Source organism: Cupriavidus sp. Agwp_2 (assembly GCF_040784895.1).
Lineage (GTDB): Bacteria > Pseudomonadota > Gammaproteobacteria > Burkholderiales > Burkholderiaceae > Cupriavidus.
The window spans coordinates 629,458-644,305 of the sequence record NZ_CP088083.1 but is presented as its reverse complement, the minus strand read 5'-3'; the positions used below and the strand labels follow the sequence as shown (position 1 = coordinate 644,305).

Genomic DNA, 14,848 nt, shown 5'->3' with positions numbered 1-14,848 from the left:
GGCGTGCGCGTCGCAGAGCGCTTCGCGCGAGTACGTAAGACTCGCGTTACGTACATGACAGAAATGCACACATCGGCACGATAACCGTCACTATCTTGCCGCCCCCTGCTGCTGGGACGAGTTTTGCTAATCAGAAGAAACAGGTCGCTTGCGGACATGCCTGGAGGTGCGTCCGGCCAGCGACCGGAGACGAAAGATCACAAAGAGGAATCCTCATGCCGTCTACCTTCATCTACTCGAACCGCGCCGGTGATCTCGACGCGATGGAAGACGAACTGCGCATCGCCGACCGTGCCGGCTATACCGTCGACCTGCGCTGTGCCTTCTGGGAAAGCGAGCCGGCTTCAGTACCCGCGGGCGAACGGCCGCGGCTGCTGTCGCTGCTGCAACGGGTGCGCGCCGGCGACATCGTGGTGACCATGCAGTTGTGCTGCCTGGGCTGGAGCGTGCAGGAAGTGCTGGGTACGATCCGCAAGTTCCGCCTGCTCGGCGTGGCACTGCATTGCGTGCAGCTCAGCCGCGCCAACCTGGCCAGCGCCGCACCGCCGGAGGCGGTCATGGTTCTGCGCACCGTTGCCGCGCTGGAGGGCAGCACGCGCAGTGCGCGCGTGCGCGACAGCCTGGCCGCGGCCAAGGCCATGGGGCGCGCGGTCGGACGCCCGCCCAAGCACAAGCCCGAAGAACGCGACGCGATCCTGCGCGCGCTGGCGGAGGGCCAGTCGGTCAGCGAGACCGCGCGACGTTTCAATACCTCGCGCCAGACGGTGCTGCGCATCCGCGCGGCGGCACCGGCAACGATCCTGCTGCCCCCGGTCGGCGACAGCACCGAAGCCGAAGCCGACGCGGAAGTGTCCACCGCGGAATAGCCGGGTGGCGTCGGCAAGCCGGTTCAAGAGAGGACGTGGCATGACGCACCCGGGCAAACAACGATGCCAATGCCCTGCGTTCCCCGCACGAGCGGCGGGCGCCTTGCACGCGGATTGCGCCACTTCCGGCCGGCGCAATTCCACTTACCCATGCAGTAATGTCCAGAAATCGTGACGAACCCCTGCCAAGCCCGCTTGCCTTCCCCGTGGTCGGTCTCGGCGCATCCGCTGGCGGCATAGCTGCCTTGAACCAGTTTTTCGAAGCCCTGCCAGCCAGTACCGGGGCTGCCTTCGTCCTCGTCGCGCACCTGTCCCCGGACCACGCCAGCCAACTGGCGCCGCTGCTCCAGGCGCGCACCGCCATGCCCGTGCAGCAGGTCAGCAACACCGCCCGCATCGAGGCCAACAAGGTCTACGTCATCGCGCCGGACTGCAGCCTGGCCATGGTCGACGGCTGCCTGCACGTGACGCAGCAGGAAGGCCCTGGCGCGCAGGGAGGCCGCGGCGCGGCGATCGACCTGTTCTTTCGCTCGCTGGCCGAAGCGCATCGCCAGCGCGCAATCAGCGTGGTCTTGTCCGGCGCCGGCGCCAACGGTTCAGTCGGGCTGACCCGCGTGAAGGAGCTGGGCGGCATCGCCATCGCGCAGGATCCGGAAGACGCCGAATATCCGAGCATGCCGCGCTCGGCCATCAGCACCGGCCTGGTGGATTTCGTGCTGCCGGCCAACGATATCCCGCAGCGGTTGCTGGACCTGTGGAACACCGCCAGCCATATCCACCTGCCGCAGACGCCGGATGAAGGCAAGCCCGGGCAGCAGCCGGAAAGCCAGGAACGCGCACTGCGCGAGATCATGGTGACCTTGCGCTCCCGCACCTCGCACGATTTCCGCCATTACAAGCGCGCCACGGTGCTGCGGCGCATCGAGCGCCGGCTGCAGGTCAACGGGCTGACCGACCTGCAGCAGTACCGCGACTACCTCCACCTCCATCCGGATGAAACGCCGGCGCTGCTGCAGGACATGCTGATCAGCGTGACGAATTTCTTCCGTGACACAGACGCCTTCGAGGCGCTGCGCGCCGAAGTCCTGACGCCCCTGTTCCAGAACCGCGCCGGGCACGACCCGGTCCGGGTCTGGGCGCCCGGCTGCGCCACCGGCGAAGAAGCGTATTCGCTGGCCATGCTGCTGCAGGAGGCGTCTTCGCAGACGCCGCAGCCGTTGCCGTTCCAGGTGTTCGCCACCGATATCGACGAGCGCGCGGTAGCGATCGCCCGCAACGGGATGTATCCGGAGTCCATCGTCGCCGACGTCGAGCCGGCGCGCGTGCGGCAGTTCTTCAACAAGGATGGCGCCCATTTCCGCGTGCGCAAGGAGCTGCGCGAGCGCGTGCTGTTCGCGCTGCACAACGTGCTCAGCGACCCGCCGTTCGCGCGCCTTGACCTGATCTGCTGCCGCAACCTGCTGATCTACCTCGACCGCGACGCACAGGCCGATATCCTGCGCACCTTCCACTTCGCACTGCGGCCCGGCGGCTACCTGTTCCTGGGCAGTTCCGAAGCGGCCGAAAGCGCCAGCAACCTGTTCTCGGTGGTCGACAAGAAGTCGCGCCTGTACCGCGCCAATGTCGCGGCGCGCGCAGACGCGCCGTTGCCACTGCCGGCCGGTGCCGCCAACGGGCGCACGCCCGTGGCGGTGCTGCAGCCGTCAGGCAAGCGCAAGTTCTCCTTCGGCGACCTGCACCAGCGCCTGCTCGAGCAGCACGCGCCCCCCAGCGTCCTGGTCAGCCGCGACTCCGAAATCGTGCATCTGTCGGACCGTACCGGCCGCTTCCTGCAGTACGCCGGCGGCGAGCCCTCGCATAACATCATCGCCGCCGTGCGCCAGGAACTGCGGCTGGAACTGCGCACCGCGATCTACCAGGCGTTGCAGACCAATCACAGCGTCGAGGCCAGGCGCGTGCAACTGGAGCGGGACGGGCGCAGCTTCTTTGTCAACATGACCGCGCGGCCGGTCCACGATGCCGAGTCCAACGGCGACTTCGTGCTGATCCTGTTCGACGAGGTAGAGGACAGCATGAGCACGGTGCCCGTGGGCAAAACCGGCGACGGGCGCGACCCGACGATCGCGCGGCTGGAAAGCGAGCTGCGCCGCGTCAAGGAGCGGCTGCAGGCCACCATCGAGCAGGCCGAGACCTCGAACGAGGAATTGAAGGCTTCCAACGAGGAGTTGCAGGCGATCAACGAAGAGCTGCGCTCGGCCACCGCAGAGCTGGAAGCCGGCAAGGAAGCGGCGCTGACGCGGTTGGCCTCGCTCACTGCCCGGCCCGGCGCAACCGATCCCGACGAGGCCCGCGCCGGCCAGCGCGCCGAACGCGGGAGCGACGACTTCCTGGCGGTGGTGTCGCACGAGCTGAAGCATCCGCTCAACCTGATCAGCGCCAGCGCCGAGTTGATCAGCCGCTCGCCCGACGCGCGCGGCAACGCCGTGATCCAGCGCGCCGCCGCCACGATCCGGCGGACCGTGATTGGCCAGGCGCATATCATCGACGACCTGCTCGACATGTCGCGCCTGCGCACCGGCAAGCTGTCGATCGCGCGCGCGCCGGTGGACTGGGCCGAAGTGGTCGACCGGGTCTGCAACGCCATCGAGGAAGATGCCGCGCGCAAGGGCATCAAACTGGAGCGCTCGCTGCCGCCACAGCGGCTGGTGATCGATGCAGACCTGACGCGCGTCGAGCAGATCGTGTGGAACCTGGTCAGCAATGCGCTCAAGTACACCGGTGACGGCGGCATCATCACTGTGACGCTGGACCGTGCCGACGGTGATGCGGTGCTGGCGGTGCGCGATACCGGCGTGGGCATCGAGCCGCAGAGCCTGCCGCATATCTTCGACATGTTCCGCCAGGGCACCTCTCCCACCGCGCGCCAGGGTGGCCTTGGCATCGGGCTGTCGCTGGTGCGCGAACTGGTCTCGATGCAGGGCGGTACGGTGCGTGCGGCATCCGCCGGCCTCGGACATGGTGCGGTCTTCACGGTCACCTTCCCGCTGCGCGAGGATATCGCCGCCAATGCCGTACCAGCGCCCGCACCGTCACTGCCGCTGGGCGGCACCGGGATCCTGCTGGTCGACGACGATCCCGGCACGGTCGAGACGTTCAAGCTGCTGCTCGAAATGGAGGGCGCCAGCGTAACGGTCGCCACCAGCGGGCAGGAGGCGCTGGACTGGCTGGCACACCATCCGGCGGATCTGCTGCTCTCCGACATCGGCATGCCGGGCATGTCGGGCCTGGACGTCATCCGCGCCATCCGCCTGCAGCCGCACCTGAACGCGCTGACGGCGATCGCGCTGAGCGGCTATGGGCGCCCGGACGATGTCCGGCAGTCGATGCAGGCAGGCTTTGACGCACACCTGACCAAGCCGGTGTCGCTCCAGGCGCTGCTTGACGCCATCCGGGACCTGCGCGCGGTGTAAGGTCCCCGGAACAAGGCCCACAGCCGCCGTACGGTGGGCAGGGATCGTTGCACGGGCATGGCACGGGCGGCAAGTACCAGCCGTACCCCGCGGATTTACGCGCATCGTTGCAATATTCCCCGCCAGCGCGGTGCCGCCCCTGCGCCGTGCCGGGCCTGCCGCGCTGGCCCGCGCCTGGAACGCAACTTGCAGCGCATTCAATGAGCGCGCGAGCGCAACCAGACCCGGGGATCGCGCCCCGCCATGCCTGCCCATGCAGGGACGGCGCGGTCTCCCCCAATGCCATGACCACTTTCCTGCAAGGCGAAACGGCTATAGCCGCGGGCGGCGCCGCTGACGCGCCGTTGGCCCCAGCCGCTGTGCTGCAACCGGCTGCCGGCGCCCCGCATCCTGCGCGTCCTACACTGTTCCTGGAGACGCTGCTTGCCACCCGCCTGGAATTGCTGAGCCGCGAGCGCGCATGGCCGCCGCAAACGCTCGCGCAACGGCAGGCCGTACTTCTGGGTCTGTGGGGGAACCGGCCCGACGGATTGTTCGAGCAGCACGGCACCGCCGACGGGATCAGCCAGTGCCTGCGCGAAGCCTTTGCCTTCGCCGAGGAAGGCAAGAAGGCGCAGGCCGCGATGGCGCTCAAGCGCGCCTACTTTCTGGTCTGCTGCACCGTCTCGGCCGGCACGCGCGCGCGCGCACATACGGGCGCGCCCTCCGGCGGTCACGGGCAGGCCTGATTCGCCCAGGAGCGCGGCCGCCGGCCTGGCCGGCCACCATGCGCAGCGTCTTGTGCCATTCGGCGACGAAAGGCGACGAAACGACGTGGCGGCGGCAATGGTGATTCGATGGTGACTGACATAGCCGGCCCGGTAACGGTGATCGCTCCGCACCTGGACGACGCGGTGTTCAGCTGCGGCGGCCTGATCGCCGCGGTACGCGGCACGCGCGTGGTGACTGTCCTGGCCGGCGTCCCGCCCGCGGGCATGGCGGCGCCGGACTGGGACCGCAACGCGGGCTTCGACAGCGCCGAGCAGGCAGTGCTCGCGCGCCGGCGCGAGGATAGCCGCGCGCTCGGCATGCTGGACGCGCATCCGGTCTGGCTTGAGTTCTGGGACGGCCAGTACGGCCGCCGCCACACGCCGCGCGAGCTCGCCGACGGCCTGGAGCGCGTCTTGCTTGCGCAGACCGAAGGCCTGGTGGTCGCGCCGCTTGGCCTGTTCCACACCGACCACGTGCTGGTGCACGACGCCTGCCGGCTGCTGATGCAGGCGGCCCAGACACGCGCGGGTGCCTGGAGCGCGCTGCTGGAACCTTCGTCTCCGCACGCGGCACCCAACCCGCAGGTGCAGTGGCTCTACTACGAGGACGCGATCCACCGCCGGCGGCCAGGGGTATTGCAGGAGCGGCTGGCCGAATGCCTGCGTGCCGGGCTGCAAGCGACGCCGGTCAACCTGCCGGTCGGACAGTACCTCGCGCAGAAGAGCTACGCGATCAATGCGTACCAGAGCCAGCTGCAGATGTTCGGCGAAGCGCAGCTGTGCGACCTGTGCGCGCCAGAGCGTTACTGGTCGCTGTCTGCCGCAGGCCCCACACAAGGCTGAAGCACCGGCCTCCCTTTCTGTTCCCCGATATTGAATGCCTGCTGACGATGCCTTGCATGGCGCGGAACCTGCTGCGCACCCGCTAGCGGGCTATGCGTCCCGCACCGCCCTGCCATCGATGCCATGCCCGAGCGCAAGAAACCCCCGGTCAGCCATGCCGAACTGAATGAATGCCGGCGTTGCCCGCTATGGCGCAACGCCACGCAGGGGGTGCCGGGTGCGGGCGCGCCGCGCGCGCGCATCATGCTGGTGGGCGAACAGCCGGGATCGCAGGAAGACCTGCAAGGCTCGCCCTTCGTGGGTCCCGCGGGACACCTGCTGGACGAGGCGCTGGACCAGGCCGGACTGGACCGCGACAAACTGTTCATGACCAACGCGGTCAAGCATTTCAAGTTCGAATTGCGCGGCAAGCGGCGCCTGCACAAGTCGCCCGGGCAGCTGGAGATCGAGGCCTGCCACCTGTGGCTCGAGCGCGAGTTGAAGCAGGTGGATCCCACGATCATCGTCGCGCTGGGCGCGACCGCCGCGCGCGCGGTGCTCGGTCGCAAGAGCGTGACACTCGGCACGATGATGGACACACCGGTCGAGCATGAGGGCCGGCTCGTCATCGCCACTTACCACCCGTCGTTCGCGCTGCGCCAGCGCTCCGACGACGCGCGCGCTGCCGCGTTCGATCGCATCGTGCGCAGCCTGCGCGCCGCCGCGAGGCTGGCGCGCGGTGGAGGCTAGGCAGCCCCCCAGGAACGGTTCCCTGTGTGGGCGGGGCGCATCGGGAGGCACCAGCACGCATGACGCTTGTAAGAAACTCCACGCCTTGTAGAAAGCGCGCCATTGCGCCTGCTGCCGGTGCCACGCACGCGCTGCCACGGCGGGTGGCCCGGCCGTGCCGCCATGCCCGCGCTGCTCGAGGCGCGCAGCTGCATCGTCAATGTGTCGACGGTCTCGGGGCGCGCTTTGTCACTGGCGTCAATTTGCCGGTGGATGGCGGACTGATGGCGTCGAACGGACAGCCGAAGCAGGATTGAAGCGGAGGCGAGCGTGCAAGAAAAAAGGGCCTTGCGGCCCTTTTTCATGAGACGGTGATCCGTGGATCAGCCAGCGAAATTCGAGCCGGCGAAGTCCCAGTTCACGACGTTCCAGAATGCCTCGACGTACTTCGGACGGGCATTGCGGTAGTCGATGTAGTAAGCGTGTTCCCACACGTCGCAGGTCAGCAGCGGCTTGGCGTCGGTGGTCAGCGGGGTGGCGGCGTTGGAAGTGGACACCAGGTCCAGCGAGCCATCGGCCTTCTTCACCAGCCAGGCCCAGCCCGAACCGAAGGTGCCGACGGCGGTCTTGGTGAACTCTTCCTTGAACTTGTCGAACGAGCCCCACTTGGCGTTGATGGCGTCAGCCAGCGCGCCGGTCGGCTGGCCGCCGCCGTTGGGCTTCAGCGAATCCCAGTAGAAGGTGTGGTTCCACACCTGGGCAGCGTTGTTGAAGATGCCGCCCGACGACTTCTTGACGATCTCTTCCAGGGTCGCGTTCTCGAACTCGGTGCCCTTGATGAGGTTGTTCAGGTTGGTGACGTAGGTCTGGTGGTGCTTGTCATGATGGAACTCCAGCGTCTCCTTGGAGATGTGCGGAGCCAGGGCATCATGCGCGTACGGAAGCGGGGGGAGCTTGTGTTCCATTGTTCTGTCTCTGTGGGTTGGGGTTGTGGGGTCCGGAACTGTCGATTGTAGGGGACTTGGAATACCCACGCAAACCGCGGGCCTATGCCCCCTGCTTCGATGTTAGTTTGTCCGGGCGCGGGTTTCCGGGGGTTTTCCGCGCCCTTCCCCAAGCGCTTCCCAAGCGTTCCCCGGGGCGCGGATCGGACTCGTTGCGGACATGCGCGCGCTCAGAATTCAGGCAGCTTCGGCTGCACGCCGGCGATCGACAGGTCGGCAACGCCCTCGGCCAGGTGGGCCTCGACCACGCTGCCCGGGCGGATTTCAGTGGGCGAGCGCAGCGCGCGTCCGCGCTGGTCGAGCAGCACCGCGTAGCCGCGTTCGAGCGTGCGCTGCGGCGCCAGCAACTCCAGCGCACCGGCCGCGCGCGCCAGGCGCTGGCCGGCGCGCTCGTGGCGGCGCGCGGCGGCGGCCTGCAGCCGCTGCCACAACCGCCCCAGGTCGGCCTGTGCGGCGGCGGTGTCGGGCCGGCAGGCGCTCCAGCGCATCGCCAGCACTTGCTGGCGATGCCGCTGCGACACCACGGTGTCGCGCAATGCCGATCGCAAGTGTCGGGCCAGATTGTCTACGCGCGCGCGGCGTTCCTGCAGCTGCGCCTGCGGGCTGCGCACGCGCCGCGCCAGCCAGTCCAGGTGCTGGGCGCGCAAGTCCAGCGTGCGTCGCATCGCCTGCGCCAGCGCATCGCGGCCACGCAGGGTCTGCGCCAGCAGGTGCGAGCGGTCGGGGCTGACCAGTTCGGCCGCGCCGGTCGGCGTGGGCGCGCGCACGTCGGCGACGAAATCGGCAATGGTGAAGTCGGTCTCGTGCCCCACGCCGGAAATCAGCGGCAGCGCGCAGCGCGCGATCGCGTGCGCCACCGCCTCTTCATTGAACGACCACAGGTCTTCGATGCTGCCCCCGCCGCGGCACAGGATCAGCACCTCGCACTCGCCGCGCGCATCGGCCAGGTCGATCATGTCGGCGATCTTCTGTGCCGCGCCGGCACCCTGCACCGGTACCGGGTAGACCACCACCGGCACATGCGGCGCGCGCCGGCGCAGCGTGGTCAGCACATCGCGCAAGGCGGCAGCCTGCAGCGAGGTGATGACACCGATGGTGCGCGGGTGCGCCGGCACCTGCCGCTTGCGCTCTGGGTCGAAGAGGCCGGCCTGCGCCAGCTTCTCCTTCAGCCTCAGGAAAGCTTCGTACAGGTTGCCCAGCCCGGCGCGGCGCATCGCCTCCACGCCGAGCTGCAATTCGCCACGCGCCTCGTACATCGTGACCACGGCGCGCACCTCGACCGCCTCGCCCTCGCGCGGCTGGAAGTCAACATGCTGGTTGCGGCCGCGGAACATCACGCAGCGGATCTGGGCGCGCGCATCCTTGAGCGAAAAATACCAGTGGCCGCTGGCCGCGCGGGTGAAGTTGGAAATTTCGCCGCGCACCCAGGCCAGGGGAAAGCTTCGCTCCAGCAAGCGGGCGATCGTGTGGTTTAGCTCGCCTACAGGAATGACCTCACGGCCGCTGCGCTGGCCGGTGGAGGAAGCGTCACGCGAAAAGGTGGGCAGGTCAGGCATGGATCACGTCCGGCAAGCGGCGTAAATAGGACATGTCCACAGCATAACCGGTCTGTCAAGGGGGTCCCGTTGGTGGCCCCAGCCCGTCCCACAGCCCGCATCGTTTCGTACAACCCTTTGATTTTTATGAGGTTTATGATTGAAACAAAAATTAGGCAATATAACCAATTCTCTTTTGCATCAACCACTTAGCGGGCGCCGACAGGGCTTGTTCACAAAGTTATCCACAGGAATTCTGGATAAAACGCGGTGTTTACCCGACTTTCCGCCCGCTAAAGGCGCCAAGCGCAACTGGCATCACGCGCCAAGCGGCGTAGCCGTCGCGCCATGCTGCGAACCGGCACTGCACCATGTGGAACGGGCAGTATCGACAGCCCTGCTCAATTTACAGGCAGAAAACTTTTCCGCCTGTCAAATCAATGGGTTAGCCCACCTCTCCAGACTTTATCCACAGGCCATCCACAATTCTCTCCCTGCCCTGTGTGGAAAAGCCGGGGTTTACCCATGCCGAGCGCCGCAGGCCACTTCGGCGGCGTGCCCGCCTGCGTTTGCCTTATTTTTAAGCAACCACAGACCATGCTTTAAAAATCAAAGGCTTAGGCGCCTTCTCCGATACCTGTCCACAACCGCTCCACAATGCTGTCCCGCACTAGTGTGGAAGACCCCACCGATCCGCGCCGCAGCGCATGGACGCGGTACGCGGCAGCGTCAAACTGGGTTTTCCACCGGTGTGCGGCATGCGCCTCGGGCATCCTCGCACCCGCCTGCACAATTTTTAAGCAGGGCTTGGCTTCCTCTTGCGAATCAAGGACTTGGATCGCTTGTCAGGCGGCTTTCCACAATCGATCCACAGCACTGTCCCTGCTCCCTGTGGAAAGCCGCCGGCGACATCACCCAGCGCCGATGCGCGCCCGAGACAGCCGGCCCGGCCGTCGCTTGCCGCGCGGCAGGCCGCGGGGTAGAGTTGCGCCTGATTTTTCAGAGCAATGCCGGAGCGCTGCCTGCTGACGCGCCTCAAGGCATGCCGACCAGCTGGTTGGGGTTTCTTTACTGGGTTGTCGATCCCGGGGGTCCAATTGTTTTCCATCATTCAAGCGGCCGGCTGGCCGATCTGGCCGCTGTTGCTGGCCTCGGTCCTCGCGCTGGCGCTGGTCGTCGAACGTTTCCTGTCGCTCAAGCGCAGCAAGGTGCTGCCGCCCCGGCTCTATGAAGAAGCGCTGGCCGCTGCGCAGCAGCGCCGGGCCACGCCGGAAGTGGTCAACACGCTGGAACAGAATTCGCCGCTCGGCCGGGTGCTGGCCGCAGGCCTGCGCCATGTGGTGCTGCAGCCTCACACTTCGCGCGATGCCGCCAAGGACGTGGTCGAGGAAGCCGGCCGCGTGGTTGCGCACGAGCTGGAGCGCTACCTGAACGCGCTCGGCACGATCGCCTCGGTCGCGCCGCTGATGGGCCTGCTCGGCACCGTGATCGGCATGATCGAGATCTTCGGCAGCCAGGGTGGCACCGGCGCCAATCCGGAACAGCTGGCGCACGGCATCTCGGTGGCGCTGTACAACACCGCCTTCGGCCTGATCGTGGCGATCCCGGCGCTGATCTTCTGGCGCTACTTCCGCCGCCGCGTGGACGACTACGTGGCCGAGCTGGAATTCCGCGCCACCGCGTTCCTGGACGCGATCCTGCCGCAACGCCGCAGCTGATCCCGGATCAAGCCATGCGATTCCGTTCCCGCCAGCGGCGCGAAGAGCCGGAGATCAACCTGATCCCGCTGATCGACGTGCTGCTCGTGATCCTGATCTTCCTGATGATCACGACCACGTACTCGCGCTTTACCGAGCTGCAGATCCAGCTGCCCACCGCCGACGCCGAGCGCGCCCAGCAGCGGCCGCACGAGATCGTGGTGTCGGTGTCCTCGCGCGGGGTCTACTCGGTCAACAAGCAGGTGCTGGAGCAGAAGGACGTGACCAGCCTGGCCGACCGCCTGCGCGCCGCGTCGGGGCCCGCAGGCAACGGCCAGCCGCCGGTGGTGATCGTCAACGCCGACGCGCAGGCCAGCCACCAGGCGGTCGTGAACGTGATGGAGGCCGCGCGGCTGGCCGGGCTGTCGCGCCTGACTTTCGCCACGCAGAGCTCGCAACCGCGCTGAGCGCTGCTCTCCCTCGGGGGCAGCGCAAGGGTCAGGCTTGCCCCATGCGCTGCGCAGTGCCCATAATGGGCGGATCCGCCGGTGTTCGCCGATCCTCCCTTCCTTCTCTTCCTCCCATTCGGGCGCGAACTCCCGGGCGCACTACAATCCCATCCCATCCACGTCCTGAACGACCCGCCGCGTCCATGCCCGCTCCCCGCCATGCCCTCGCCGACTTCGTGACCGCCCAGTGGCAGCGCCGCGGCTGGTTTGCCTGGGTCATGCTGCCCTTCTCGCTGCTGTTCGGGCTGGTGGCCCGCGTGCGCCGGCACGGCTACCAGCGCGGCTGGTTCAAATCCACGCGGCTGCCGATGCCGGTGGTGGTGGTCGGCAACGTCACCGTGGGCGGCACCGGCAAGACGCCGGCCGTGATCGCGCTGGCGCGCGCGCTGACCGAGGCCGGGCTGCGGCCCGGCGTGGTGTCGCGCGGCTATGGCGTCGAACTGAAGCATCCGCGCCGGGTCAAGCCGACCTCGCAGGCCAGCGACGTCGGCGACGAGCCGCTGCTGATCGCGCGCGCCACCGATGTGCCGGTATGGGTGTACCCGGACCGCGCGCTGTGCGCGCAGACCATGCTGGTGTCGCACCCCGGCGTCAATGTGCTGCTGCTCGACGACGGCCTGCAGCACTACAAGCTGCAGCGCGACTTCGAAATCGTGATGTTCGACACGCGCATGGGCGGCAACGGCCTGATGCTGCCGGCTGGCCCGCTGCGCGAGCCGCTGACGCGCCCGCGCGACGCCACGCTGATCAACGATCCCAACTTCCGCGCCACGCCTGACCGCCCCGGCGTGTACGGCATGCGGCTGGAGCTGGAAGACGCGTGGCAGCTGAACGACCCGACCATGGCGCGGCCGGTTTCCGCCTTTGCTGGCCGGCGCGTGCTGGCCGCGGCGGGCATCGGCAACCCCGAGCGCTTCTTCGCCAGCCTGCGCGGCGCGGGCCTGTCGCCGAAGACGCTGCCGCTGCCCGACCACTATGACTTCGCCGACGACCCCTTTGCCGGCAACGCCGACGCGCTCGATGCGGACGTGATCCTGATCACCGAAAAGGATGCCGTAAAATGCGAGCGCTTCGACGACCCGCGCATCTGGGTCGTGCCTACCAGGCCGGTGATCGACGCGGGCCTGATCGACAAAATCCGCAGCGCCGTGCTGGCGCATATCAACACGGCACCGACCGCGCAGTCCGCGGCGGCCACGTCCGGCAGCGCCGGGCGCAACGAGGAACACCGAGATGGACAACCGGCTGCTTGAAATCCTGGTCTGCCCGCTGTGCAAGGGCAAGCTGGAATACGACCGCGCCGCGCAGGAACTGATCTGCCACGCAGACAAGCTGGCATACCCGATCCGCGATGGCATCCCCGTGATGCTGGCCGACGAAGCGCGCCAGTCGGTGCCGGGGCGTGTCATCGACCCGGACACGCCGGCGAACGGCAACTGAGGACAACTGAGTCAGCACCATGACCGTCCCGGCCTTCACCGTCGTCATCCCCGCACGGCTCGCTTCGACCCGCCTGCCTGACAAGCCGCTGGCCGATATCGGCGGACGCCCGATGATCGTGCGCGTCGCCGAGCGCGCCCACGCCTCGTCGGCCCAGCGGACCGTGGTCGCCACCGATGCCCCGGCAGTGGCCAGGGCCTGCGCCGACCACGGTATCGAAGCCGTGCTGACCCGCGCCGACCACCCGTCCGGCACCGACCGCCTGGCCGAAGTCGCCGCGCAACTTGGCCTGGCCGACGACGCGATCGTGGTCAACGTGCAGGGCGACGAACCGCTGATCGAGCCGTCGCTGATCGACGAGGTGGCGCTGCACCTGGCGCACCACGCCGACTGCGCCATCGCCACCGCGGCACACCCGCTGCACGAGATCGCCGAGGTCTTCAATCCCAACGTGGTCAAGGTAGTCTGCGACGCCACCGGCCGCGCGCTGTACTTCTCGCGCGCGCCGATCCCGTGGGCGCGCGACGCCTGGTCCGGCGTCCCCGCCGCCCCGGCCGCCACGGCCCAGGTGCCGCTGCCGGCCATGCCGGTGCTGCGCCATATCGGCCTGTACGCCTATCGCGCCGGCTTCCTGCGCCGCTTCCCGACGCTGCCGGCCGCGCCGCTGGAGCAGACCGAGGCGCTGGAGCAGCTGCGCGCCATGTGGCATGGAGAGCGCATCGCGGTGCTCGAAACCAGCGCCGCGCCAGCGCCCGGCGTCGACACCCCGGCCGACCTGGAGCGCGTCCGCGCCCTTTGGGCCGGGTCGATGGCACAGGACGGACCCTGATCGCCATCCTGGGCGCCACCCGATGGGGCCAGCCGCCCGCTCAGGTTCAAACTGCTGCAACCTGACCCGGGGGGCGGATTTCAGGCCGAATTCGCGCCGCCTCATGGCATAATGCTTGCCGATACAGGGCCGCCCCGGCTGTGCGCCAACGCGCCGCCGGCCAAGGCTCGGTGGGGAGATAAAGATAGAGCCCGACTGGTGTGCCGCGCCGCCATCCCCCTGGCAGCCGCCGCCGGACGTCCGCGTGGGCCGTGCCCGCGCCAGATGCCGTCATCATCCGAACAAGACAGCAGTAAGTCTTGCGTCAAGTTGCGGCATTACCCTCCTTCTGATCTCCCGCCATACCAGATTCAAAACTCTGAGGACCCGTAAATGCGTTTGATCCTGTTGGGCGCGCCTGGCGCCGGCAAAGGCACGCAAGCCAAGTTCATCTGCGAGAAGTTCGGCATTCCGCAAATCTCCACCGGCGACATGCTGCGCGCGGCGGTGAAGGCGGGCACCCCCCTGGGCGTGGAAGCCAAGAAGGTCATGGATGCAGGCGGGCTGGTGTCGGATGACATCATCATCGGCCTGGTGAAGGACCGGCTGAAGCAGGACGACTGCAAGAACGGCTACCTGTTCGACGGCTTCCCGCGCACCATCCCGCAAGCCGAGGCGATGAAGGAAGCCGGCGTCGCGATCGACTACGTGCTGGAAATCGACGTGCCGTTCGACGCCATCATCGAGCGCATGAGCGGCCGCCGCGTCCATGTGGCATCGGGCCGTACCTACCACGTCAAGTACAACCCGCCCAAGGCCGACGGCATCGACGACGAAACCGGCGAAGCGCTGATCCAGCGCGACGACGACAAGGAAGAAACCGTCAAGAAGCGCCTGGACGTGTACTCGCAGCAAACCCGCCCGCTGGTCGACTACTACTCGGACTGGGCCGCCAAGGGCGATGCCGGTGCGAAGGTAGCGCCGCCGAAGTACCGGAAGATCTCCGGCGTCGGCAACGTCGACGAAATTACCGCGCAAGTGTTTGACGCGCTGAAGTAATCGGTAGTCGAGACCACGACAAAAAAAGCGGCCCAAGGGCCGCTTTTTCTTTGGGGTCGCACACCGCGCAGCCGAAGGCATTCCCGCCATGCCGCCAGCAGCGGCCATATCCCATAACCGCCAGCCCCCCCAAAATCCCCCCAAACGACAGTCCCAAAAC

The 14,848-nt window shown here is 67.6% G+C and carries 13 protein-coding genes; 11 read left to right on the top strand and 2 right to left on the bottom strand.

What is annotated here, in order from left to right:
• Window positions 1-215: 215 nt before the first annotated feature.
• The 5 genes from LPA45_RS02995 to LPA45_RS02975 all read left to right on the top strand — a co-directional run bounded on the left by LPA45_RS02995 (window position 216) and on the right by LPA45_RS02975 (window position 6,657).
• Entirely contained in the window at window positions 216-866 is a 651-nt protein-coding gene (locus LPA45_RS02995; RefSeq protein ID WP_116317243.1) for a recombinase family protein, read from the top strand.
• A 158-nt stretch (window positions 867-1,024) separates the two neighbouring features.
• Window positions 1,025-4,336, top strand: a complete 3,312-nt coding sequence (locus LPA45_RS02990) for a CheR family methyltransferase (protein ID WP_367394881.1) — start codon at window positions 1,025-1,027, stop codon at window positions 4,334-4,336.
• 284 nt (window positions 4,337-4,620) lie between these two features.
• The gene (locus LPA45_RS02985) at window positions 4,621-5,064 is read left to right on the top strand and encodes a hypothetical protein (RefSeq protein ID WP_116317241.1); all 444 of its coding nucleotides are present in this window, start codon (window positions 4,621-4,623) and stop codon (window positions 5,062-5,064) included.
• Window positions 5,065-5,172: 108 nt separating this feature from the next.
• On the top strand, window positions 5,173-5,928 hold the full coding sequence (locus LPA45_RS02980; protein WP_367394880.1) for a PIG-L deacetylase family protein: 756 nt from the start codon (window positions 5,173-5,175) through the stop codon (window positions 5,926-5,928).
• Between the two features lie 123 nt (window positions 5,929-6,051).
• A complete protein-coding gene (locus LPA45_RS02975; protein ID WP_116317239.1) occupies window positions 6,052-6,657 on the top strand; it encodes a UdgX family uracil-DNA binding protein in 606 nt (201 codons plus the stop codon).
• Between the two features lie 362 nt (window positions 6,658-7,019).
• Here LPA45_RS02975 and sodB read toward each other — a convergent pair whose 3' ends face one another.
• Both sodB and xseA read right to left on the bottom strand, forming a co-directional pair.
• Window positions 7,020-7,601, bottom strand: a complete 582-nt coding sequence (gene sodB, locus LPA45_RS02970; RefSeq protein WP_116317237.1) for a superoxide dismutase [Fe] — start codon at window positions 7,599-7,601, stop codon at window positions 7,020-7,022.
• A gap of 209 nt (window positions 7,602-7,810) precedes the next feature.
• A complete protein-coding gene (gene xseA, locus LPA45_RS02965; protein ID WP_116317236.1) occupies window positions 7,811-9,196 on the bottom strand; it encodes an exodeoxyribonuclease VII large subunit in 1,386 nt (461 codons plus the stop codon).
• Between the two features lie 1,076 nt (window positions 9,197-10,272).
• Between xseA and LPA45_RS02960 the strand changes: the two genes are divergently transcribed.
• From LPA45_RS02960 to adk, 6 genes are all read left to right on the top strand, one after another.
• On the top strand, window positions 10,273-10,893 hold the full coding sequence (locus tag LPA45_RS02960; RefSeq protein ID WP_116317825.1) for a MotA/TolQ/ExbB proton channel family protein: 621 nt from the start codon (window positions 10,273-10,275) through the stop codon (window positions 10,891-10,893).
• Between the two features lie 14 nt (window positions 10,894-10,907).
• Window positions 10,908-11,339 (top strand): biopolymer transporter ExbD, encoded by a 432-nt coding sequence (locus LPA45_RS02955; protein ID WP_116317235.1) that lies wholly within the window; start codon window positions 10,908-10,910, stop codon window positions 11,337-11,339.
• A 185-nt stretch (window positions 11,340-11,524) separates the two neighbouring features.
• Complete coding sequence (gene lpxK / locus LPA45_RS02950) at window positions 11,525-12,634, top strand: tetraacyldisaccharide 4'-kinase (RefSeq protein ID WP_116317234.1); 1,110 nt, start codon at window positions 11,525-11,527, stop codon at window positions 12,632-12,634.
• Entirely contained in the window at window positions 12,615-12,821 is a 207-nt protein-coding gene (locus LPA45_RS02945) for a Trm112 family protein (RefSeq protein WP_116317233.1), read from the top strand. The genes lpxK and LPA45_RS02945 overlap by 20 nt, the downstream gene beginning before the upstream one ends.
• A gap of 19 nt (window positions 12,822-12,840) precedes the next feature.
• Window positions 12,841-13,650 carry a 3-deoxy-manno-octulosonate cytidylyltransferase gene (gene kdsB, locus LPA45_RS02940; RefSeq protein WP_367394879.1) on the top strand — a complete coding sequence of 270 codons (810 nt, stop codon included), beginning with the start codon at window positions 12,841-12,843 and terminating at the stop codon, window positions 13,648-13,650.
• Between the two features lie 372 nt (window positions 13,651-14,022).
• The gene (gene adk, locus LPA45_RS02935) at window positions 14,023-14,688 is read left to right on the top strand and encodes an adenylate kinase (RefSeq protein WP_116317231.1); all 666 of its coding nucleotides are present in this window, start codon (window positions 14,023-14,025) and stop codon (window positions 14,686-14,688) included.
• Window positions 14,689-14,848: the final 160 nt, after the last annotated feature.

Excerpts from the sequence above, each read along its gene's own strand:
- LPA45_RS02995 (WP_116317243.1), top strand. The coding sequence starts at position 216 with ATGCCGTCTACCTTCATCTACTCGAACCGCGCCGGTGATCTCGACGCG.
- LPA45_RS02990 (WP_367394881.1), top strand. The coding sequence starts at position 1,025 with ATGTCCAGAAATCGTGACGAACCCCTGCCAAGCCCGCTTGCCTTCCCC.
- LPA45_RS02985 (WP_116317241.1), top strand. The coding sequence starts at position 4,621 with ATGACCACTTTCCTGCAAGGCGAAACGGCTATAGCCGCGGGCGGCGCC.
- LPA45_RS02980 (WP_367394880.1), top strand. The coding sequence starts at position 5,173 with ATGGTGACTGACATAGCCGGCCCGGTAACGGTGATCGCTCCGCACCTG.
- LPA45_RS02975 (WP_116317239.1), top strand. The coding sequence starts at position 6,052 with ATGCCCGAGCGCAAGAAACCCCCGGTCAGCCATGCCGAACTGAATGAA.
- sodB (WP_116317237.1), bottom strand. The coding sequence starts at position 7,601 with ATGGAACACAAGCTCCCCCCGCTTCCGTACGCGCATGATGCCCTGGCT.
- xseA (WP_116317236.1), bottom strand. The coding sequence starts at position 9,196 with ATGCCTGACCTGCCCACCTTTTCGCGTGACGCTTCCTCCACCGGCCAG.
- LPA45_RS02955 (WP_116317235.1), top strand. The coding sequence starts at position 10,908 with ATGCGATTCCGTTCCCGCCAGCGGCGCGAAGAGCCGGAGATCAACCTG.
- lpxK (WP_116317234.1), top strand. The coding sequence starts at position 11,525 with ATGCCCGCTCCCCGCCATGCCCTCGCCGACTTCGTGACCGCCCAGTGG.
- LPA45_RS02945 (WP_116317233.1), top strand. The coding sequence starts at position 12,615 with ATGGACAACCGGCTGCTTGAAATCCTGGTCTGCCCGCTGTGCAAGGGC.
- kdsB (WP_367394879.1), top strand. The coding sequence starts at position 12,841 with ATGACCGTCCCGGCCTTCACCGTCGTCATCCCCGCACGGCTCGCTTCG.
- adk (WP_116317231.1), top strand. The coding sequence starts at position 14,023 with ATGCGTTTGATCCTGTTGGGCGCGCCTGGCGCCGGCAAAGGCACGCAA.